Source organism: Pantoea sp. JZ2, from assembly GCF_035191405.1.
Lineage (GTDB): Bacteria > Pseudomonadota > Gammaproteobacteria > Enterobacterales > Enterobacteriaceae > Pantoea > Pantoea stewartii.
On sequence record NZ_CP045249.1, the window covers coordinates 112,731 to 135,170 of the forward strand.

Genomic DNA, 22,440 nt, shown 5'->3' on the forward strand with positions numbered 1-22,440 from the left:
TGGCAGAGTGATTATGCCGGAGGATCTCTAAATGTGAATGGCACGATTATGCGGGATACTTACAGGATAAGGGCACTGATTTTCTTAAGACGTAATTCATTGTGACATAACTTGGGGTCTGCTTGGAAAACGGAAAATATACTGCGTTAAGCCTGCTTTTTGTACATACTGCCATCTACTGAGCGTAACGGCCGGTATTTTCCTTGTCCCAGTTTGAGGTTTGTTTGCCAGACGTAATCTCCACTCAGGTTGATGTGTTCCCATTCCAGCGGGGACAGATGAGATATCAGCTGCTCATTTCGTGGGACCCCTTTTCGCTTCAGAGAATCTATGGCTTTTTGTATATATACAGTATTCTACAGTGATATCGCCGCAGTCAGCAATGTTAGCCCGCTGGCCCGGTAGATCTGGTTTTCCAGTCCCCGATCTCTGATTTCCCCCAGTCGGTGAATAAAGACTGCTCACGCAAGGGCATTGCGGGCCTCACCTTTATTCAATCCTGCCTGTACGCGTCGACGCAGGTAAGGTTCCCGGAACCAGTCCAGCATAAACAATGACCTTTCGATGCGGCCAGCTGGCTAATTTTTTCATCATCAGTGATGCCGTCACTGTTCCCTGCTTTATAGAGCTTGTCAGACGTAGTATCTCGTGCCAGTGGGTTTCAATTTCCTTCAGATTCAGGCTGGTTGAGGAGATGATTGACTGAAGCCCCCGATACAACTCAGCTTTACCATGAATAAACAGCCGCTTGTCATGAAGATCTCGGATCCTTGGCGCAAAAGCGAATCCGAGCAAATGCATTAGCGTGAAAACATGCTCAGTGAAACCTGCAGTGTCGGTGTAATGCTCTGTAATTTCCAGTTCGGTTTCATGGTACAACAGACCATCAAGAACGTGTGTCGAGTCCCGTACGCGGCTGATAACTTTGGTATAAAAAGGATTGTACTGATCCGAAATATGCGTATAAATCTGCACGCCTGCTTCCTGACCGTATTTCAGATTGACCTGCCCCGCATAGCGGCCATGACTCCCTACCCGGAAGTTCTGTCCGTCAGACAATGACGTTGTTCCATCTCCCTAGGATGCCGCCAGAGGCCGCTTCTTCTGTGCATTAACCAACTCGGGCAGTGCGGCTGAATAAGTTTCATCCCTGATGTACCAAGTCTGAACGCCCTCACGTGACTAATTAGTCGTTCCCGGACAGGATTCGGCCATTTTCGTCAGCCCAAGGTTGATGCCATCAGCCAGGATGGTGGTCAGTGACAGCTTTCTGTCTTTAGGTCAGACGTGATTATTTTTGAGGTGTGTGAAATGTAGGGTAAAACCAGTCCAGCCATCCACTTCATCCAGCATTTCAGTAAATTTAGGATTAGGCAGCATGCCATAAACCAGATCACCAAAAGGGGATGCTGCTGAAGGGACATTCTTATCCAGCGGAGTAATTTTGACGCCTTTATCCGACCGGGCAAATCACCAGCCAGCGCAATCGCATTCACTTCCTCGAGGCGCTTTGCACGGCTCTTGATGTATTCATGGCAATCGGTCGGAATAGCAAGGGGTAACTGGTTATCCCGTAATGATTTGTCAAAATCGCCAGATGGGATCAGATAATCATCGAAATTCCTGCGTTCTGTCGCATTAAGCGGGTAATCAGGTAACATGCTGTTTTTGCATGATGTTGACTGACTATGCAGCTGATCCAAAAAGCCTTTAAACGCCTGCATTATCCCACCGATATTATTGCTCAGTGCGTCCGCTGGTACCTGGCTTATTCCCTGAGCCTGCGTAATCTGGAGGAGATGATGGCGGAGCGGGGTATCACCGTCGACCATTACACGCTTCACCGCTGGGTCATCCGTCTGGTACCAGTGCTGGATAAGGCGTTCCGCCAGCATAAATGTACCGTGGGACACCGGTGGCGAATGGATGAAACCTACATAAAAGTCAGTGGGCAGTGGAAATATCTTTACCGTGCGGTCGATACCGAATGCAGGACAATCGACTTTCTGCAGACGGCGAAGAGGGATGCCACAGCAGCCCTGCGCTTCTTCCGCAACGCCATTCGCTATCACGTTAAACCGGAAGTCGTTACCATCGCTAAAAGTGGCGCCAACACCGCGGCACTGGCCATACTCAATGCCGGAGAACCGGATGAAGAAACCATCGCCATCAGGCAGAGTAAATACCTGAATAACGTTGTTGAGCAGGATCATCGTAGCATTAAATGCCGGATAAAACTGATGCTGGGATTCAAATCGTTTCGTCGGGCACAGTCGCTCCTGGCTGGCATCGAGCTGGTCCACATGATACACAAAGTGCAATATCAGCATCCGGACGGGGAAGGATTATCTCCGGCAGAGCAGTTTTACCTATTGGGTGCCTGAAAAACAGGCAATGCACTTTTTGACAACCCGCTGCCGTTAATGCGACAGAACCGACAAAAGCATCACCCACACAGACGTTTGAAACGTGGTTTCTGGACTGAGCCGGAAACCGCCGATCTTAATCGGGAATAAGGTAATGACTCCAATTTATTGGTAATGATTTATCGTCAGATAGTGCCCGATGACTTTGTCATGCAGTTCCGCCGATTTTGAGAACGACAGCGACTTCCTGCCCAGCCGGGCCAGATGTTGCCTCAGGTTCAGATTATGACGCTCAATACGCTGCGTGTAACGCTTGCTGATAACGTGCAGCTTTCCATTAAGCCGGGATTCATACAGCGGCCAGCCGTCCGTCATCCATACCACCACCTCAAAAGCCGACAACTGGCTCATAAGACGTTCCAGTGTGACCATGGTCCGCTCACCAAAGACGTGGGCTATCGCGGTCCTGCATATCCTGTCATACGCGTAAAACAGCCAGCGCTGGCGTGATTTGGCCCCATACCTGTGAGGAATCCAGAGGCCTGACTGCATAATCGGCTTGTGGATGGTCTCCTTAGAAAGCATTACACCGTGAAGCTCGGCCAGTTTCTCGCAGGCTAGCGTCGGACCAAAGTCAGCATAATACTCTCGGATGATCTGAACGGCGCGTTCAACTAGACCTCCGGTCAGCCATACCTAACGGGACTTCAGCGAGATAGCGCTGGAGCAGACGGCGACACTGCGTGACGGAAATACCGAGAAGTTCTTCCGCGAGACGGGTTGTCAGCCACCGGTCGACGATATCCTAAGTTATTTTAAGCAGGTTAACTTCATTTATTGTGAAAAAATCCGCGCCAGAAGACGTCATAACAGGTTCCGCAGCGGGTAAGTCACCCGAATCGGCCATATCAGCTTAGCTCAAGCGAAGTTCGTATTTATGTTAAATTTCATCGTTATTAATGCTTTTTATAAGGTTTTTTAATGACTTATTTGAAACACTTATTATTCATATTTACCATGAACAGGCTTGCAATTAATAACGATAATTGTTATCATTTTCATTAGCATTAATAATGCCTAGGGTTAGAAGTTATTAAGATTTCAATTGGTGGTATTGGTATTACTAAAAAATTTATTGAATGCTAATGAAAAGGGAGGTATTCATGAAAACGGAGAAAAATTTAATCAACAGCCTTGAGTTAATAAATGATGAAAGTGCGTTAAGTTGGGTAAACTCACAGAACCATATTACTTTAGAAAAGTTTTGCAATACAGAGAGTTTTTTTAAAAGAAAAGATATTTACCTTAAGTGCTACAATGATAATTCTAATATACCTTGGGTTACTCATTACGGAGACAAAGTATATAACTTTTGGCAAGATGAAAATAATCCGAGAGGTAAATGGCGGCGCTCAGATGAAAAGTCTTATTTACTTGGTGAACCTGAATGGGAGATTATTCTTGATCTTGATGCTCTTAATGAGAATGAGCAATCAAATTTGATTTTTAATTATGCACAATTGCTATATCCGAAATTTGAAAAAGCACTTATTTATTTATCACATGGTGGTGATGCATGTGAAATTAGAGAGTTTGATTTGATCAAGAAAGAATTTATTGCTGATGGTTTTTATCTTCCTGAAAGTAAAAGCTCTGTCTCTTGGTACGATGAGAACACATTACTATTATCTCTTGATTACGATGAAGAATCACTAACTTCATCGTGTTACCCACGTTGTGTATATAAATGGAAAAGAAACACATCGCCAACAGAATCAATTCTTATTTATTCTGGTGAGAAAAGTGATTTGGCTGTTTCTTCTTGGCACGTATTTCATCCAGGATACGAGAAAACTATTATTTGCCGTCAAATAGACTTTTATAGAAGTTGTATATACATACTTAAGGGAGGTAATGAATTAAAACAGCTAGAAATTCCTCATGATGCTTATTGCGATTTTTTCTTTCAATGGCTTATTATTCGTTTAAGTAGTTCATGGGTAATAAAAGAAAAATGTTATCTTGCCGGATCCCTTCTTGTTATTGATACTAATAACTTTATTAATGGTGAACGAGAATTTTCAGTTTTATTTGAGCCGCAGTATAATGTTACGTTGCAGGGCTTCAGCTTCACGCGTGATTATATTATCTTAAATTTGACACGTGATGTTGTTGGAACGGTAAATGTATTAAAAGCAATAGATGGAGATTGGATAAAATTTCAAGAAATAAAATTGCCAAACTTTACTAATGCATGGGCCGCTGGCATCAGTTTAGAATCAAATAGTTTTCAATTGATTAGCAATGGTTTTCTGCAACCCTGTTGCTTAAGCTATGGAGACCTTGATAATCAATCAAAAGAAATCATATTTCGGGATCCGGATTTTTTTGATTCAGATTCATTTGACGTTTCACAGCATTTTTCGAATTCCCTAGATGGAACTCGCATACCATATTTCCAAATTGCAAACAAAGAACTAAAGCTAACCGGTGAAAATGCAACTCTGATATATGGCTATGGTGGTTTTGAAGTTTCTCTTGTTCCTGAATACATAGGAGCCAAAGGGCTTACTTGGTTAAATGAAGGGGGAGTCTATGTAGTAGCTAATATACGTGGTGGAGGTGAATACGGGCCACAATGGCATCAGGCTGCGCTAAAAAAGAATCGTAATCTTGCTTATGAGGATTTTTCTTCAATAGCTTATGATTTGATTAGGCGTAAGGTAACCAGTAAAGGTAAACTCGCGGCTCAGGGGGGAAGTAATGGTGGTTTACTTATAGGAAATATGTTAACTGACTATCCTGATCTTTTCAGTGCTCTTGTATGTGAATTCCCTTTACTCGATATGTTAAACTATACTAAATGGCTCGTTGGGTCATCATGGATTGCAGAATATGGTGACCCTAATATTGATGAAGAGAAAGAGTGGCTTAAAAAATATTCACCATTTCATAAAATTTCTTGCGACGAAAAATATCCAGCTGTGCTTTTCATTACAGGCACGTTTGATGATAGAGTTTCTCCTGCGCATGCACGTAGAATGGTTGCACTCATGCAAGAAAAAGGACATAAAGATGTTTGGTTTTATGAAGAGCCTAATGTGGGTCATTCTGGAGCACCTGAAAAAAATGAAATTGCATTTAAAAATGCTTTGGTTGATGAATTTTTAACGTATGCTTTAAAAAAATCCAAACTTGATTTAGATTTTGAGTGAATTAAAATTTTATAAAAACATTAACTCTTAGTAATGTATTTGATCTGCCCCCAGAATTAGATACAACGCTCAGTTAATAATGTTAGTTTGTTTACGTTCTAATTTTTCATTTCGCCAGTTTGCTGCAAATCAAGCTGGCGTCTGGTAATTCAGCGATGAATGAGGTCTGGACTCGTTATAGTCCTGCCGCCAGTCATTAATCGTTTTCCTGGCATAAGCAATATCGCTGAACCCGTGTTCATTCAGGCATTCATCTCTGAATCGTCCGTTAAAACTCTCAATAAATCCGTTCTGAATCGGCTTGCACGGCTGGATAAGCCGTAGTTCCACACCATGCTCAAAGGCCCATTGATCGGTCGCGCGACAGGTAAATTCCGGGCCCTGATCGGTTCTTATTGTCGCCGGATAGCCCCTGAACAGCGCGATGCTGTCCAGAATATGCGTGACCTGAACGCCTGAAATACCGAAAGCAGCGGTGATCGTCAGACACTCTTGCGTGAAATCATCCACACAGGTCAGGCACTTGATCCTCTGACCGTTGGCAAGTACATCCATGACAAAATCCATCGACCTTGTCAGATTCGGCGCAGCCGGGCGCAGAAGCGGAAACCGTTCGGTTGCCAGCCCTTTACGGCGTTGCCTGCGCTTTACGCTCAGTCCATTAAGGTGGTAAATACGGTATACCCGCTTGTCGTCTAATCAGTCAATATCAGGATCAGATGGAGTCTTTGTCGTCTTCGTAGTCATTTTTTCAATGCTAAAACATGCATCATGGAATAAAATTATCTGTGCAGTAATTTTGATATTATGGAATATATTCAATAACGCATTGTAATAATATATTTTTTATAAAGTTTAGGGTTTACTAAACCCTAAACTCATTAGGTTTTTCCAAAATAATTTTCGGCTTCATTTAAATAGAAGCACCTATTCCATGATAGTCACCCCAACACTTTTTTAACTTTTTTGCCAATTCAAAGATGATATCATTCCTATATTTTAGTTACATTAATCCTAAATAAAATGATAATATTCTTAGTGGGAAGTGATATAAAACAAAAAAACCCAAATTCATTAAAAAAAATTATTCCACCCCGTTAATTTTATGATACGCTAATTATAAGGATATTTTTATTGACATTTGTTATTTCAAAATGGAGGAGTTTCATTTATGAAGAAAAATTATGGTGTTTTTGTTTTAACAACTTCTCTTTTTTTTTCTATTAGTGTTGCTACTGCAGCATCACAAAATACGATTCGCTTTCAGGGCGAGGTCAATGCACAAACCTGTAACGTCAATGTTAATGATGCAACCGGCAGCCCGATTATTCTGCTGCCGACCGTTTCAACGGCCGAGCTGAGTACGGCAAAATCAACCGCCGGTAAAACACCTTTTACGATTAACTTAACCGGTTGCGTCGCACCGGCTTCCGGAACAACTCAGCAAGTTGATATCAATCTGGCTGGCAATAATATTTCGCCCACCGGCGATTTACTGAATACCGGGACCGCCAAAAACGTGGCGCTGCGTTTACTGGACAGTAGTGACAAACCGATCGATTTGTCGGGTGGAACGGTAACAGTTCCCGGAATGAAACTGGAAAGCGGAAGCACCAGCGCATCCCAGGATTTTTCGGTCGAATATTACAGCGACTCCGGAAGCGCGGGCGCCGGTACGGTTTTAAGTAGCGTTCAATATTCTGTCAGCTATCCCTAATCATCAGGCCCCCTTATTTTAAGGGGGCAGGAGAACCCTGTGTTGAAGTCTCTTGTTCTTCTTTTTCTGGCCTTTTCAGCCATGTGTTGTCAGGCAAGCGTCGTATTAAATGGCACGCGCGTCATTGTAGACGGTGCGAAAAAAGAAAAAACGCTTCAGTTTACGAATGCTGGCGATCAGCCAGCGCTGATTCAGATTCAGGCGATCAATCTCAATAATCATTCTGTCCCCCCTTTTGTGGCGTTGCCGCAAATATTCAGGATTGCTCCTGAAGCCGGCCAAACGGTAAAGCTCAACGTGACGGAGAATAATCTTCCTCAGGACAGAGAGTCACTGTTTTATATGGATTACACCGAAATTCCCTCGTTAAAAAAAGGGCTGGAGGATAAGAATAAACTCTATTTAATTATTAAGAACAGAGTAAAGGTTATCGTTCGCCCAAAGGGACTGAATTTTTCCATGGATAACCTGAAGAATGCGCTCTCATACCATATTCAGGGACATGACATCGTCTTCCGCAATGCCTCGCCCTTTTACGCCAATATTCGATCTTTTGCGTTGGTTAAAGGAAATAACCGTGTTCCCTGGCATGAAGCCGTGACGCTGGCACCGTTTAGTGAGCAGCGTATTACGTTAAAAGGCCAGTCATCCCTTCAGGGATATACGCTTAACGCCGTTCTTATTAATGATTTTGGTGCCGACGAAAGAATAAACGTGAACGAAAAGTAGCAGAAATGAATAGAGTCTCATTAGTCTTATTGTTCGCTTTGAGTCTGCTTTTCCTCCGGGGCGGTCAGGCGGCTGAAGGTCAGGATGACTATCTGTTTGATCCTGCTTTAGTGCGCGAAATGCTGCCTGGACAGATTGCGATGCCTGACAATGTGCAGGACGCCTGGTTCCAGCCCGGCCGCTATGATGTCGATCTTTATCTCAACGGTAAATTTCAACAGTCCACGTCGGTTGATATCGTTCGTGCGGGCAGAGCGCTTTCGGTATGCCTGCCGTTGTCCTTTTATCAGGCCTTTGGCGTCAAGGCCCACTATCTCACTGCGCTCAAGGCGAAAGACTGTGCCAGGCCCGATGCGCTTTTGACGGGCGCGTCAGTTAACGTGAATACGGGCAGCCTGCGTGTAGACGTTACCGTCCCACAGGCGATGCGGGTTCAGCGGCCCGTCGGCTATATCGCGCCCGAAAACCTGACGGCGGGCACGACCATGGGGTTCGTGAATTACAATCTGAACCAGTTCTATTCCGATTATAAAAATGCGCAGCGTTTCGAATCCACGTATCTGGGTATTAACAGTGGCATCAATGTCGGCATGTGGCGTTTTCGTCAACAGGGAAACTTTACGCATGACGAGGTCGGCAATCGCTGGCAAAGCGCCAGGGCCTGGGTACAACGTGCGCTGCCGTCATTACGAAGTGAGGCGGGCATAGGCGAGCTTTTCAGTAACGGCGATCTGTTTACGGCGGTCAGTTTCAACGGGGTCAGTCTGGACTCTGATGACCGTATGCTGCCGGATTCTGTTCGGGGTTATGCACCGCTGGTGCGCGGCGTGGCAAACAGCAATGCCCGCGTGACGGTCTGGCAGGGCAAGCAACGGATATATCAGACAACCGTGCCGCCAGGGCCGTTTACGATCAATGACCTGAGCCCGGTGAGCTATGGCGGCGATCTCAGCGTGGAGGTTCAGGAGTCTGACGGCAGCCTGCATCGTTTTAGCGTGCCGTATGCGGTCTTACCGCAGTCGCTGCGTCCAGGCCGGACAGACTACAACTTTGCCGCCGGTAAAGTCAGGGATTACAGCAAAACCAACACCTTTACTGAGTTAACCGTCAGGCACGGCCTGAGCAATGCCATTACGCTGAACGGCGGCGTCAGGCTGGGCGAACGCTATCATGCCGTGCTGGCTGGCGGCGTCTGGGCTTCAGACATAGGGGCCGTGGGATTTAACAGCGCGTATTCCAGCGCGGTTCTGAACGGCGGTGAGTCGACCCAGGGATGGCGTTACGCACTGAGTTACAGCCGGACCTTTCAGCCCACGAATACCACTCTGACGTTTGCGGGCTACCAGTATTCCACCCAGGGTTACCGCGATCTCAACGACGTGATTGCACTGAATAATGCGGAAACGCCGGGCCGCAACAGTATTACCAGCGAATATATGCAGCGTACCCGCCTGCAGATGACCCTGAATCAGACGCTGGGGCAGTGGGGCAACATCTATCTCTCCGGCTCGAAGCAAAATTACTATGACGGTCGCTCACGGACGACACAGTTTCAGGTCGGTTATGGCACGGTGCTGCCCAAAAACATCGCACTGAATATTTCCCTGTCCCGCCAGTATTCGCGCAGAGCCTATGCCACCGATCCGCGCATGGCGGTGATGGCCCAGCATGCAGACGATACCTTTTATAAAGATACCCAGTTGCAGGTCAGCCTCTCTGTGCCGCTGGGCTCGGACGCCACCTCACCCTATCTGGCTCTGGGCGGCACGCGGGGAAGCCAGAACGGCAGTAACTACAACGCGTCGTTCAGCGGACTGAGCGGCGAGAGCGGCACCAGCTATAGCGTAAATGTGAATCGCGATCAGCAGCAACGTGACACGACAGTAAGCGGCAGCCTGGGCAAAAAGTTTTCAGAAGCCAGCGTGACCGGTACCGCATCGACCTCTTCGCGGTTTAACCAGATGTCCGTTAACGCGATGGGCGCAGCAGTGATCCACAGCGGCGGCGTGACGTTGGGCAATTATCTCGGCGACACCTTCGCCCTTGTCGAAGCGAAAGGCGCCAGGAACGCCCACGTTCTCAACAGCCAGGGTACCGAGATCGACCGCTTCGGCTATGCCCTGGTGCCGTCGCTTAACCCCTATCACTACAACACGATTTCGTTGGGAGCCGGCGGCAGCGATAGCCATGTTGAGATACAGGACAGCGAGAAAATCGTCGCGCCCTATGCCGGTGCGATGGTGAAGGTGTCGTTCAGAACCTTACGCGGTTATCCGCTCATGTTAAAGACCCGCACCAATCGCGATAACACGGTGCCGATGGGCGCAGATCTGCTGGACGAGTCGGGCAATCGGGTGGGTACATTTGGTCAGGGCGGCAATGCCTGGTTGCGGGTGGCTAAAACTCAGGGGCAACTGAAGGCCGTCTGGGGAGAGGGCGCACAGTCATCCTGTTTAATTGATTACCGCATCCCGAAACCCAAGCCCGACGCGGTGATCACCTACGCGGATGCCGTCTGTCGTTTTTAGATTCTAAGGTGTTAATGATGAAACGCGTTTTAACGGTAATGACATTCTTTTTTTTGACCGCATGGCTCCCGGCTTACGCGACCTGCACCCGGGTCAACCCGGTCGATCAGGGCTGTGATGCCTGCGGTGCGTCCCTGAATTTCGGTAATATCGGCTTGATGAATCTGCGTTATCAGCCGGCCGGCACCGTGCTGGCCCGCTCGGTGTTTCGGGTCGTACCGGCTGTCAATAACAGCGATCCGGACCGCGTGTTGTACGAGTGTGATCTGGCGGACAAAGACCAGCTGTATGAGGTCTTCGCCACCAATGGCGACAGTAACGTTGGCGGCGCCTGGGACATGGGCGACGGCTATTTCCAGACCTACTTCCCCTATACCGCATTAAAACTGGTTCACGTGCGCAGCGGTACGCCCTTTACCCGTATCTGGCAAAAGGTGCCGCTCACCCAGTATGAAATACAGGGGAATAAAATCCTGATCAGGGGACGCGACTTCAGCCCCATCAGTGCGGAGCTCATTCGTACCGACAGAAACAACCGCACGCCGGCTTCGGCGACATGGGGCTGCCCCTCGGCGGCGGCCGATAATTACACTGGCTCTTACAGTTGCAACCAGCCCAATGGCTATGTGGTGTTTATGGGGCCGGGGATGAATGTGCCCGAAGCGGGTCAGGACAGTTGGAGTCATCATGAGACTTGGGGAACCGGACGTTACATGGCCTTTGGGATGAATACCGCGCCGGTCGCCACTCTGACGCAAAATATGACCCAGGGCTGCCGGGTGGAGAATTATACCGCAAACGTCCTTTTCCCCGGCATCAGCATCAATGCGCTCAATGAGGGCCAGGCGGTGACGGCGCCGCTCAGCATTACGCTGGCCTGTGCGGACGGAACCGAAAACATCTCGGGTATTAACTCAGGCCAGCTGTCTCTGGGCTTTCAACCGAGCTACGCCGCGTGGCTGCAGGCGCAGCAGCTGGGACTGACGACGGGAGACGGGCTTTCGCGCTACCTGGTGTCCGATCATTACGACAGTTTACCGTCGCTGGCGAAAGGCGTCGGGATTCAGCTGGAAACGTCAGGTGGCCAGCCCGTCTCCTTTTTAAGCTGGAGCAGCTTCAGCAGTAATGCGGGCTGGCGGCCGGTGCTGGAGGACGCGCAGGTGATCAGCGGCAGCCAGCAGAGTGACGAGAAACTGTATCAGCGTACTTTCAACGCCCGTCTGGCAAAGCTCCCGGGTAAAACGGTGACGGCGGGCCATGTTGATGCAACCGCATCTATCCTCATTCGGCTGCAATAACATGAAAACGTTTCTTTGGTTATGTATGTGTATCGTGATTAACGCCCGGGCCGCGGTAATTCCGCAGCAAAGCCGACTGATCTTCCATCCCGGCGAGGTGCAAACCCCGTTACTGCTGATTAACAGCGGCGACGCACCCGTGTTGATCCAGACCTGGGTCGACAGCGGCGCACCGGAAAAATCGCCGGGCAGTAAAGCCTTTCCTTTTGTCGCGCTTCCCGGCGTTTTTACGCTGAACAAAGATGAAAAAAAACAGATTACCGTTTTGCGCACTGAGCTGGCCGCAACGCTGCCACAGGATCGGGAATCCCTTTACTGGCTCAATCTGTACGAAATCAGCGCCGTAAAAAAAGGAACGATACAGCCGGGCAGCGATAAGATCAGCATGGCGCTGAATACCCAACTTAAAGTGATCAACAGACCGTTTAAGAAGGCGATACCGTTTACGGCACGGGTGAACGCTGTCACCTTTCAGGTCAGGAAAATGCAGGGGCAGGTTTTCATTCGTGCCACCAACCGTAGCGGCTACTTTTTTACCCCAGGCAAGATGACGGTGGCCATGGGCGGTAAACGGTACCCCGTTTATCTGGACGGGGATAAGACGCTCGCCCCATTTTCAAGTAAAGAGTATCCCCTTATGGGAGATGCGCTTCTGGCGGCGAGCCATATCCTGCTGGATTACACGGCGCTTGATGACCAAGGAAACCCACATCATTTTAAAAAAAATTTAACTCAAATCTAAGGGATGCTGCTTGATATTAGCACTTTTATAATTAATGGATATAGATGACTTAGGTAGTTAATTTCAATCTGAATTGACTATACAGACTAAAAAAAGGATAGCTTTATAAGGAATGCAGCAAAGATAATTTTGCCACTATAGATGCTGGTATCGAGGTGAATTGCCATGAAGTTTCACTTTCCAGTGGTCCATGAGGGCTACTGGAATTTGATAAACACAATTTTCAACGACATATAATACTTAACCGTTAGTGTCAGAAATCGAGGAAATATCTGTACATGACCACCATCCTTATTTGTCTTCGCCACTCTTAAATTAATTTACGCCAGCAAAAAAGATAATTAGATCCTAACGATAAACACACTGCTCCCCACCTGTATTGCGCGCATAAAAGCTTCAATATTAAATTGAATAAGAAACGCGATATTAATAAAGTAAGTCATTTCTTTAATATCATCCTTTGATGATATTCGCTTATACAAGTATACAGGCGAATAAGTTTAAAAAATAGCAAAATTGTTATGTGAAAAAGATAAATAAATTAAAGCTCATTAATATAGTGATGACGGTTAATAATAAAACAGGGGAAATCTAGGATGTAAATAAAAACCCTTCGATAGGCGAATATAACATTTTATAAACCTTATATAGGTATAATGAACTTTAATTAAAAAATTATTACTAAAATAAAAATACCTTTATCTATGCCAGGCACTATTCATTCCAAAAATCACATCTGGTTTTTTGTTTTCCAGATGAATTTATTTTATAGTCAAAGTGTATTTTTTATAGACAATCCATTTCCGCTTAAAAAAATGAAAACCAAATCAAAAGAAGTATTAGTGAAAACCCAACCATGCCTAAATTTTAGAATACTGCATCAATTACTTTTGTAAATTTCTATTAAAAACTCGAACAAGATATTATAGTCATAGGTTTTTAAGTATTAAAATTTCATTAAAAATTATGAGGGGGGGATGAAAAATTTATGTTAAATAAAAAATACTTTTAAAATTTTCCATAAAAATGTGAGGGTGAGGGATAAGATCTTTACTGATAAAATTCTTAAAAAATTCATAATAATGTTTTCCTTAAGAGGGTTTTTATTTATCTTATTGTTTTTATTAGGTTGAAATATAATAAAAGGAAATAAAATCTTAAGTTCCAATAGTTAAAAGCTATTAAAAAATAGAAATTGATCGATTAAGATAATTGTGTTAATTTTGTTAAAACCTGATTTAATAATATTAAACCTTTACCTAAAATGAAAAATATACCTAGAAGGATAAAAAAATTATTACCAATTTATTTACTGCTATTAAATTTTTCATGTACCTTAGTAATTGGAAAATATATTTTCATATAAAAGGATGATTTGTTATGCATTACGTTTTTTTAAAAAAAATTTTAGCTAAAATGAGGTTATTAGATAGGCATCAAAATGGAACCGATCTGGAAATAAAGTAATTTAAACGTAAATGGTAAATAAAAATGCTAACTAAAGAGTTAAACAAAAACCCCATTAAAATCATACTAATTACCGATGATAACTATTTAACAACTGCAATAAAATATCATTTTTTTAATATTAATCATTATAAAAGCAATGAGATTATTAATTACATAACTAATAAAGAAATTGACAACAAAATCGTTTTAGTTGACGACAGATGTGAGGGATTGAAACTGTTAAATCATCGAAATATCTCAAGAGAAAACGACTTTCTAATGGTATTGAGATCATCAAATAAAGGTGAAAGAGATGTGCCATTTCATAATGAAACTTTCATAGAGTTATCAGTTAGCACAATTTGTTTTTGCAACAGACTTAAAAAGTTTATGTATATTTATACAAAAAATAAATGCTCGAGCTTTCCTCGGAAGAACATATTAACTGATGCTGAAAGCATAATAATAAAATTGTTGTGCATGAATAAAACCCCTAAGGAAATAGCGAAAATAAAAAAATTATCGTTACCCAGTACTTATAGGTACATTAAGAACGTCGTCAATAAATATGATTATAAAAAACTCTATTTCTTTTACAATGAACTTCTTAAAAACCAAAGCGTAAATTAGCTTAAAATAAAACGTAAATATTTATGCTATATTAAAGATATAGCATAAATAAAAAATATCTATAGCTCTTCCAAATGTTAGCACCCAGGTAAAGCGGCTATTCACAATGATAGATCTCCCTATATGTATAAATTCATCAAGGCAGTCGCCTTGGTGCTGTGGCTATAAACATGGGCTGACGACGTGCAGGTGAGATCCAGAGCGCATCAGCAATCATCCAGCGCCTCAGTGGAGATCTTGAACCAGCTGCTGTCGTGTAATATTTCTGCGGCAAGTGTGGGCCCCTATCCGACGTTATTTTCGTGTAGCAGCGTCAGTGCGCAGTAACGAAGAGTCTCGACAATACGATGTGTACCCGGATACAGCGTCGTGCGTTGATAAGAACGGGGAGCAGGTCATCCTTTCCGAGGGTTCCCCGCTGAGAACGCAACTGCGGACGGTTTATAGTTCGGATTGCTTACGTTGATCAAAGTTAACTAAGCATAGGACTTGCGAAGCTGCTAATAAATCCAGTGTTCATCATTAGTAAACAGGCTTAAGTTGCACCAATGACTGACCATATAAAATAGCCCGGATATCCGGGCATTGAGTATCACTTCAAGATATTATACCGGTAAAGCATCTTGCCAAAATCCTGCTTCATACTGATGACAAGCAGTATGTGAATCGCGCTGCCGTCAAAATCATAAAGTACGCGGTACTCGCCATCTACATCCAGTCTTTCCCGCAACAACAGCCCCCTGTCAGCCAGGTAAACGTTATAACGGTATCTTTCCGGGTCCTGAACGATTTTTGATACGGATTCCATCAGCAAATTATCCACCATGGTGGCCGCCTGTTGCGCCCCTACTGTCCCACTTTTATAGGACTCAATGTCTTTAAGGCACTGCTCTGCCAGAGGAGAGATTAAGACCTGATACTTCTGCGACACTCAACACCTCATATTCAGTTTCTGGCCGCACGTAATCTCCCCAGCACATCTTCAGGAGTCATGCCCTTGCCGTCAGTAATTTCTTTTTTCGCCTGCATAGCAAGCTTAAAAAGCGCATTAATGTTTCTTTCCTGCTCCAGCTCTTTTAATTCAGCCTGCCTTTCAGCTGCGGTCTGGATGAACAGTTCAGCAACACCATTTTTGGTAACGTATACGCCGCCTTCGAACGTTCCTGCATTGCCGAGACTGTCTCGGGCAAGTTTCTGGGACATGGTTTGTGACATAGAGGGACCTCATACACGACTAGCAGGACAAAATGTGCCCTTCAAATTTTAAAAAGCCTCACAGAAGTGCTCAGCTGAACGACACGGTGTACCACTGTTTGAAGTGGGCAACTGAGAGTATAATCTGAGTAGAATAATTGTGTACATATTTATCCACTACTTTTGATTAAGACTTGGGTGATGCAATGTGGAACGCCTGCAAAACCATAAAGATGTATGCGGATTGCACGAATTGAGTAATAACAACACAGGTCAGAAGATTAGGCAGGTTATGAAAGTTCACATAAGGTTTTATCAGCTTAAGTTTTTTTGGCAGGTAACGGCACTGAGTTTGCGGGAAATTTAATCTGCGATAAGCATGACTGGGGGAGATAATCAGAGCGCTCATTACCGGAACAGGCCCCACCATCCCCCCGATTTTGCCTAAAAACAGGGGCACCAGGAGCAAGGCAGCCCTACTGACTGCGTCGCGCTCGCGGGGATTTTTTGATATCAACTCAGGTGGATGCTATGTGGCGACAGAAAAAAAAGCTTGAGGGTAAACTGTCACAGGGAAAAATTTTCCGTTTCAGCCTTTCACCTGCCCGTATGCGCATCCATAAAGTCAACCATTGCACCGGCATGAGCATCAACGTGCCGGATGTAGCGCATAACCGTTTCAGCCTTTTTCCAGGTCCCTTCCTGCATAATCTGTGCGGTACTGTATTTTTTTGTGGCCATGTCGATGGCAGCCCCTACACGCGTACTGTGTCCTGACCACCCCCGGTAACGGTTTTTGTTAGGCTTAACATCTCTGCCGGGCCCCCCCTCATGCCAGGCGCGGGCAAAAATATCTTCAAGGGCGCGGGTTGAAAGCGGCCTGTCGGTATTAATCTGCGCACGGTTGGCACGGTGAACAGGAGAAAAGATAAAAGCATCAGGCTCATGGATAAGGCCCGATGCATAAAGCCATTCACTCAGCCGTTGTTAAGAAAGAGTACCCAGTCCCTTGATAAGCCCACCGGTCATCACAATGGTTTTCGTCCAGCCGACATCCAGCACGACTCTGCCGTCTGCTGCGCGCGAAATGTCACGGACACGAAGCCGCCCCAGTTCGCTGACGCGTAACAGCGTTGCGTAAGCCACGTGCAGAAAAGCGAGGTCGCGGAGTTGCTGAAGACGGGCTGAACCGGACCACACTGAATCCAGAATAAGAAGATCTGGCAGGCGAAACGGTATTGCCTGACCGGTACGCTCGCCTCCTGTCACGGCCGTGCGATTTAATTTCTTCATGGCGCGAAAGGCTACCGGTGAGGTACCGGGGGGCGTGAGGCCAGCGTTACGGTGTAACATACAAATCAGAGCCAGATGTGTAGCGATTGTCGAAGATGCCCGCCCATTTGCCTGCAGCCAAAACAGGTAATCACGCAGACAGCAGGGTGACATGGGCAGAAAGGCGCGGCCGTGTTCATTCGCCCAGCCCGAACAGATCCGCATCACGCTGAGCAGCTGACGCCAGGTATTGTCAGAAAAGGCCTCTCGGTCCTCAACAAACGCCTGGAGCTGCGCCACCACGTCAGCCTGGCTGGGCAGCTGAGCATCAGATACGGGTAAATGTGGTCTGAAATCGTCCATTTTTATCCTTTCAGGAGACAGCGCTACGTGAATTCTGTAAAAGAAGCAGGGGAGAAACCCTGCAGATGACAGAGACAAACCTGTAAGCCTGCAGGCACGACGTTGCGACAGACCGGTCGCATCACACATAAACTCAACAGCTTCCCGCTTCTGGTCTGTCGTCAGTACTTTCGCCCCAGAGCCACCTGAAGTGCCTCCTTATCCAGCATGGCTTCGGCAAGCAGCTTCTTGAGGCGGGCGTTCCCCTCTTCAAGAGATTTAAGCCGCTTCACCTCAGGAACTTCCATGCCACCAAACTTCTTGCGCCAGGTGTAAAAGGTGGCGTCGGAAATGGCGTGCTTGCGGCAGAGCTCACGGGCAGAAACTCCGGCTTCCGCTTCGCGAAGAATACTGATGATCTGTTCGTCGGAAAAACGCTTCTTCATGGGGATGCCCTCATGTGGCTTATGAAGACATTACTAACATCGCGGTGTATTAATCAACGGGGAGCAGGTCAGCGCTATCGCACAAAGTGACCTGAGCACAAAAGGCCCTAAAGTGAACGTGTTGCCTGATAGTACGTTTAATCAGAAAGATTATTTCTCAATTAGGTTTATTCAACAAGACCTGTGCCGTACTAGTTTTTGGATTTTTTTAATTTAATAATACTCAATTTTGTCTAAAAATATTGGTATATAAGATGAGCGCTTATTGTAAGGACCTGGAACATAATGAACAAAAAAGATCTCATTTCTGTCATTATTTGTGTGGCAATCTTTGGCCTGACTTACGGCCTTAGCGCACCGTTGATCGCCACACGATTGCAGGATAATGGTTTCAGCGAAAGCTTTATCGGACTCAATGCCGCGATGCAGGCGATTGGCGTTTTTGCTGTCGCACCATTTATACCTCGACTCTTTCAGCGCTTCCGTCCAAGGCTGCTTTTGGGGACTTCGCTTGCCGCCGTGGCCATCGTCATGTTGCTTTTTACCTGTTTGCCTTTTATTTACTGGTTCGGACTCCGGCTTGCTTTGGGCATTTTCAGTGAGATTATAATGGTGCTCACAGAAACCTGGATCAATGACGCGACCGTTGAGCAGGCAAGGGCAAGAACAATGGCATGGTACACCGCCGGCATCTCAACAGGGTTTGCCTGTGGCCCGTTAATACTTACCCTTAGCGCAAGCCAGAGCAATTTTCCTTTCTTTATCGGCACGGCCATTGTTCTCCTGGCGTTGGTGCTGGTTAAGCTGCTGGGCATAGCGCAGCATCACTCGTCAACCAGCCACGCTATTGGCTTTCTGAAAAGCATCCGTCTCGCCTTTTTAATGATCGTTGCCACGGGGTTAAATGCTGCCGTCGAAGTGGCCGGGCTTAATTTTTTACCGCTTTATGCCGAGTCCCATGGCTGGAATCGACAACATGCCGTTGGATTAATTTCGGTTCTGATGTTGGGTGCCATTCTCTTACAGCCTTTGGTTGGCATGATTGCTGACAGCGTTGACCGCCGAAGACTCATCGTCATACTGGCGCTGTTGTCCACGGTGGGAGCGGCCATCTGGCCATGGTTGTTATCCTGGCCGGTTGCGGCTTATCTGATCCTCTTTGTGTGGGGTGGGCTGTTCGTGGGGATCTATACCGTCGCAATAACCTGGGCAGGCACGACATTCAGTGGAGCAGAGCTCGCAGGCGTATATGCTGCCGCCTCGGTAGCATGGGGCGCAGGGGCACTACTGGGGCCGTTGCTGTGTGGCCTTGCCATGTCAGCAACGCAGAATGGCTTGCCGCTGATGGTCGGCGCGCTTTGCGGCCTCTTCTGTTTAATGGCCGCAGTGGATCTGCGTATTCATGGCCCCGGACGAGCCTGATAAGCCGTTACAGCCTTTGTCCTGAACGGTTTGCGGACAGGGCTGGCAGGTTATTTTTCTATGGCACGGCGCCAGGGCAGACGGTGATACCAGGGACGAGGAACGGGATGCACCAGCGCATTCAATGCCCGGCTGTAATCCATTACCAGGCCAGGCGTCCAGGCCATAATCTGTGCGCGTTTACGCACCTGTGCAGCGATCCATAGCTCCGGCACCAGCAGGTCGCTCAGTTTTCGCTCATGTGCCAGCGCACCATCCAGGGCGGCTTCAAGAGCATAGGCAACACTACTTGAGCAGTTACGATAAGTCAGATTGTAGGTGTTATTGCGGCGATAAGATTCCCAGAAGTGATTCAGTTTCCGCAGGCTGAATTTTTTAAACTCGATTTGACGTACAGAATGACACCATTCTGAGGATTCTGTGGCGTAGTCTGGCAGAAAGCGCCCTGCCACATCATTATCTCGGGTGGCCTTAAGCGTGCGCAAAAACTCCGAAGGGGATCGATCAATCTCCTCGGCAGGATAAAGGCTGATGTAGAGATAATCAGCCACTTCAAGCGCCGCGTGGCCGGTTGAGATAACACCATTTTCGTCCACGGCGGCGATATAACGGTTAATGACAGGGCGCGAAACAGGCCTGGCTTCGGTGGTTTCTTCAGGCGTCCATACGTGCACAATCAGTGCGCGCGCTGCAGCAGACGTCGGCACCGGATGGGGGGCGGTCAGTTCTTGTTCCTGGATTAAAGGGGAGCTACTCAGCAGTACGTCGCCGGGTTGAATCAGCTGAAAAATAGACGTACCTCTTTTCATCCGCATCGCCTTCCTGGCGATGCCAAGGGTACTTAACCCACTGGTGACCATCTGAAAACCAATAAAGAATGAAACGGTCGCATCATGGTGACTGAGCAGGAAGAACGAAAAGGAAATTAATCCCAGTCCATAAACAAGCGTCAGCTTCCAGCGGGGAAAGCGCACAATAAAAGAGGAAAAGCTGGTGAAGAAGCCGATGATAAAAAAAGTAAAACCAAAAATGACAGCCAGCAGGACATTACTGTATTCCTGATTAACGATGATAATCAGTGATACGAATAAAAATATGCCGCCTTTGAAAAAAAGAATGCTCTTTTTTGTTCCGACAGCGCTGGTCGCAACACAAAGTGTAAGCATGCTTTCCAGCAGCAGAATATAGCCAAAGATCTGTAATGGGAAGTACGAGTGAAGATCAAGACCATCGATGAAAAGTAATATACCTGTGATAAACCACAGTGTTGCGGCAACCGAAAGGTATCGGGCATTTCGCTTAATATATGCCGTACCCAGTAGCAACATGGCTATCTGTATCAATCTATCCCTCTCCTAAATGCGCTGAAAAGTCAGGTGGAAACCGACCAGTTACCCAGTATGAACAGCGATCCCTGACGCTCGAACATCAGGGCTCCGCTATCGGTAACGTGCAGCCATTGCCCATTTCCGTATTGCAATCTGAATTGAATCGCAGGAAGCGTCTGCTGACGTGGAATGGCCTGCCAGTGTCCGGCGAGGCGCTGTTTATCCTCTGGATGCAATTGCGCCAGTATTGCCTCTTTCTTTTCAAGAATCCCGCGAGGAAGCGCAGCAAGTTCACCAGAAAGGTTTTCCCAGCAGAGCGTGCCCTCTGTCAGGTTTAGCTGATAAATGGCCTGTAAATTGAGTCGTGCGTCGGTTTCTGAATTGAAGCGGTAAATATTTCGCGTCACCACCCGTAAAAAAACCAGCAGCAACGCACTGGCGCTTAAATAGCACTGTACAAGGAGCAGGGGTTCACCGGTATGTAATCCCTTGAGAAAGAACGGCCCCACGCCCTTATCGGCATAATAGATAACGCAACCTGACAACGTTAATAACGCTATCGATCCGCCACGATTACCCCAGAAGAGCGTTAAAAAAGCGGCAAGAATAATCGGGAGGCAACTGAAAGCGAAAATCAGGCTTTCATCGTGGGTGATCGTATTAGCGATACTAAATTCTTTAACACCGCCACTGAATATCCACAAAGACAGTGCCACTAGCGCGGCGAGCAGCGTTAAGCCTGACAGAAGTGTTTTGATGGAAATCTGAACGGCTGTGGTAAGGCGGCTGTTAGCAAAGCCCATAATAATGGTGGTGACCAGGAAAATGCCGGTCATGTCGGCAATAAAACCGGTCCAGAACAGATCGGAGAAGCTGTTTTTTCCTGCTAATGAGAGTCCGATACCGAAAAGCACGGCATCCAGAAAGCTGATGATAATGGTTGAGGCGAACCACAACATAATAATATTTAAATCATCACCGGGCCGGGAAAAACGTTTCACTATCCACGCAATTATCAGTGAAGAAGGCAGATCAAGAATGGCGTAAAACGTCTCGGTCGGCAGCCTGCTGAACGAAGGATTGTCCAGAATCACATCAAGCACAACAAACAAAACACACAGCGCTGGCCATAGTCGCCAGCGCGAATTTAAAAACGCCGCAGTGGCGACGCCAGCAGGAAACCATACGACAGATATGTGCAACTGAGGATCGTCAAATCGCAGCGACAGCACTCCAGACAGGTAATAAATGACCGCCCATATCGTCATTACTCTAAAGTTGAACATTACCGATGGGACAAATTTTGGCATATACCTATAATAAATCCTGAGTGAACACAAGTTCTCTGAGTGGCTCGCTTGCGAGAATGGTTGTTGGATTAAATTTTATCAAAAATTATCTTCTATAACCAATATCAGAAACTCTTTTAGCATTCTCAAACGTATCTTTTATTGGTTTACAAGCCATATTTGATTAACCGAGCATCAGCATCCTATGAGAAGTGGAAGGCAGTGTAATGCCTGCTGTCTGGCTGCTCTGTTCCTGCCGAACTTTTGATCCTGTTAAGTTTCATGATGCTGCCTAACCGGTTTTACCGTAGGTTATCCCCGATTTCGGTCAGGTCGTCATGAAGTACACCTCGTCTCAGTGAATAAGAGAGGTAAAAAAGGCGTTGATGAACAGGTTGATCACGCAATCAAACACTTTATTTAACATAAATAGCATTATGCGCATTTTAATTGTAGCGGCTAAATTCAGATGT

12 protein-coding genes and 5 pseudogenes are annotated in these 22,440 nt (G+C 46.3%); 8 read left to right on the forward strand and 9 right to left on the reverse strand.

Annotated features, from left to right (window positions below; translation table 11 throughout):
* Positions 1–146: 146 nt before the first annotated feature.
* A pseudogene (locus tag GC087_RS24405) lies at positions 147–1,625 on the reverse strand (Tn3 family transposase); the annotation flags it as partial.
* Positions 1,626–1,688: 63 nt separating this feature from the next.
* Here GC087_RS24405 and GC087_RS24410 point away from each other — a divergent pair.
* On the forward strand, positions 1,689–2,384 hold the full coding sequence (locus tag GC087_RS24410; protein WP_064352145.1) for an IS6 family transposase: 696 nt from the start codon (positions 1,689–1,691) through the stop codon (positions 2,382–2,384).
* A gap of 147 nt (positions 2,385–2,531) precedes the next feature.
* Here GC087_RS24410 and GC087_RS24415 read toward each other — a convergent pair.
* A pseudogene (locus tag GC087_RS24415) lies at positions 2,532–2,885 on the reverse strand (IS1 family transposase); the annotation flags it as partial.
* Positions 2,886–3,529: 644 nt separating this feature from the next.
* Here GC087_RS24415 and GC087_RS24420 point away from each other — a divergent pair.
* A complete protein-coding gene (locus GC087_RS24420) occupies positions 3,530–5,581 on the forward strand; it encodes a prolyl oligopeptidase family serine peptidase (RefSeq protein ID WP_205954045.1) in 2,052 nt (683 codons plus the stop codon).
* Positions 5,582–5,710: 129 nt separating this feature from the next.
* Here GC087_RS24420 and GC087_RS24425 read toward each other — a convergent pair.
* Positions 5,711–6,280, reverse strand: a pseudogene (locus tag GC087_RS24425) (integrase core domain-containing protein); the annotation flags it as partial.
* Between the two features lie 472 nt (positions 6,281–6,752).
* Between GC087_RS24425 and GC087_RS24430 the strand changes: the two are divergent.
* Genes GC087_RS24430 through GC087_RS24450 form a run of 5 tightly spaced genes read left to right on the forward strand, consistent with a single transcriptional unit; the run spans position 6,753 to position 12,595 of the window.
* The gene (locus GC087_RS24430) at positions 6,753–7,298 is read left to right on the forward strand and encodes a fimbrial protein (RefSeq protein ID WP_064352149.1); all 546 of its coding nucleotides are present in this window, start codon (positions 6,753–6,755) and stop codon (positions 7,296–7,298) included.
* Between the two features lie 39 nt (positions 7,299–7,337).
* The gene (locus GC087_RS24435; protein WP_205954046.1) at positions 7,338–8,027 is read left to right on the forward strand and encodes a fimbrial biogenesis chaperone; all 690 of its coding nucleotides are present in this window, start codon (positions 7,338–7,340) and stop codon (positions 8,025–8,027) included.
* 5 nt (positions 8,028–8,032) lie between these two features.
* On the forward strand, positions 8,033–10,555 hold the full coding sequence (locus GC087_RS24440; protein ID WP_205957262.1) for a fimbria/pilus outer membrane usher protein: 2,523 nt from the start codon (positions 8,033–8,035) through the stop codon (positions 10,553–10,555).
* 14 nt (positions 10,556–10,569) lie between these two features.
* Positions 10,570–11,853 (forward strand): fimbrial protein, encoded by a 1,284-nt coding sequence (locus GC087_RS24445; protein ID WP_205954722.1) that lies wholly within the window; start codon positions 10,570–10,572, stop codon positions 11,851–11,853.
* Position 11,854: 1 nt separating this feature from the next.
* Positions 11,855–12,595: a fimbrial biogenesis chaperone gene (locus GC087_RS24450; protein WP_205954721.1), complete on the forward strand. Its 741-nt coding sequence runs from the start codon at positions 11,855–11,857 to the stop codon at positions 12,593–12,595.
* 2,671 nt (positions 12,596–15,266) lie between these two features.
* Here GC087_RS24450 and GC087_RS24455 read toward each other — a convergent pair.
* The 4 genes and pseudogenes from GC087_RS24455 to GC087_RS24470 all read right to left on the reverse strand — a co-directional run.
* Positions 15,267–15,605: a type II toxin-antitoxin system RelE/ParE family toxin gene (locus tag GC087_RS24455; protein ID WP_205954720.1), complete on the reverse strand. Its 339-nt coding sequence runs from the start codon at positions 15,603–15,605 to the stop codon at positions 15,267–15,269.
* 14 nt (positions 15,606–15,619) lie between these two features.
* Positions 15,620–15,889, reverse strand: coding sequence for a hypothetical protein (locus tag GC087_RS24460; RefSeq protein WP_104933866.1), 270 nt, complete (start codon positions 15,887–15,889; stop codon positions 15,620–15,622).
* A 576-nt stretch (positions 15,890–16,465) separates the two neighbouring features.
* Positions 16,466–17,503, reverse strand: a pseudogene (locus GC087_RS24465) (tyrosine-type recombinase/integrase).
* 54 nt (positions 17,504–17,557) lie between these two features.
* Positions 17,558–17,928 (reverse strand): annotated as a pseudogene (locus GC087_RS24470) (transposase); the annotation flags it as partial.
* A 285-nt stretch (positions 17,929–18,213) separates the two neighbouring features.
* Between GC087_RS24470 and GC087_RS24475 the strand changes: the two are divergent.
* The gene (locus GC087_RS24475; RefSeq protein WP_205954719.1) at positions 18,214–19,350 is read left to right on the forward strand and encodes an MFS transporter; all 1,137 of its coding nucleotides are present in this window, start codon (positions 18,214–18,216) and stop codon (positions 19,348–19,350) included.
* Positions 19,351–19,400: 50 nt separating this feature from the next.
* Here GC087_RS24475 and GC087_RS24480 read toward each other — a convergent pair whose 3' ends face one another.
* Entirely contained in the window at positions 19,401–20,693 is a 1,293-nt protein-coding gene (locus tag GC087_RS24480; RefSeq protein ID WP_133745798.1) for an MFS transporter, read from the reverse strand.
* 29 nt (positions 20,694–20,722) lie between these two features.
* Positions 20,723–22,018, reverse strand: a complete 1,296-nt coding sequence (locus GC087_RS24485; RefSeq protein ID WP_324030747.1) for an MASE1 domain-containing protein — start codon at positions 22,016–22,018, stop codon at positions 20,723–20,725.
* Between the last annotated feature and the right edge of the window lie 422 nt (positions 22,019–22,440).

Excerpts from the sequence above, each read along its gene's own strand:
- GC087_RS24410 (WP_064352145.1), top strand. The coding sequence starts at position 1,689 with ATGCAGCTGATCCAAAAAGCCTTTAAACGCCTGCATTATCCCACCGAT.
- GC087_RS24475 (WP_205954719.1), top strand. The coding sequence starts at position 18,214 with ATGAACAAAAAAGATCTCATTTCTGTCATTATTTGTGTGGCAATCTTT.
- GC087_RS24445 (WP_205954722.1), top strand. The coding sequence starts at position 10,570 with ATGATGAAACGCGTTTTAACGGTAATGACATTCTTTTTTTTGACCGCA.
- GC087_RS24460 (WP_104933866.1), bottom strand. The coding sequence starts at position 15,889 with ATGTCACAAACCATGTCCCAGAAACTTGCCCGAGACAGTCTCGGCAAT.
- GC087_RS24430 (WP_064352149.1), top strand. The coding sequence starts at position 6,753 with ATGAAGAAAAATTATGGTGTTTTTGTTTTAACAACTTCTCTTTTTTTT.
- GC087_RS24440 (WP_205957262.1), top strand. The coding sequence starts at position 8,033 with ATGAATAGAGTCTCATTAGTCTTATTGTTCGCTTTGAGTCTGCTTTTC.
- GC087_RS24420 (WP_205954045.1), top strand. The coding sequence starts at position 3,530 with ATGAAAACGGAGAAAAATTTAATCAACAGCCTTGAGTTAATAAATGAT.
- GC087_RS24450 (WP_205954721.1), top strand. The coding sequence starts at position 11,855 with ATGAAAACGTTTCTTTGGTTATGTATGTGTATCGTGATTAACGCCCGG.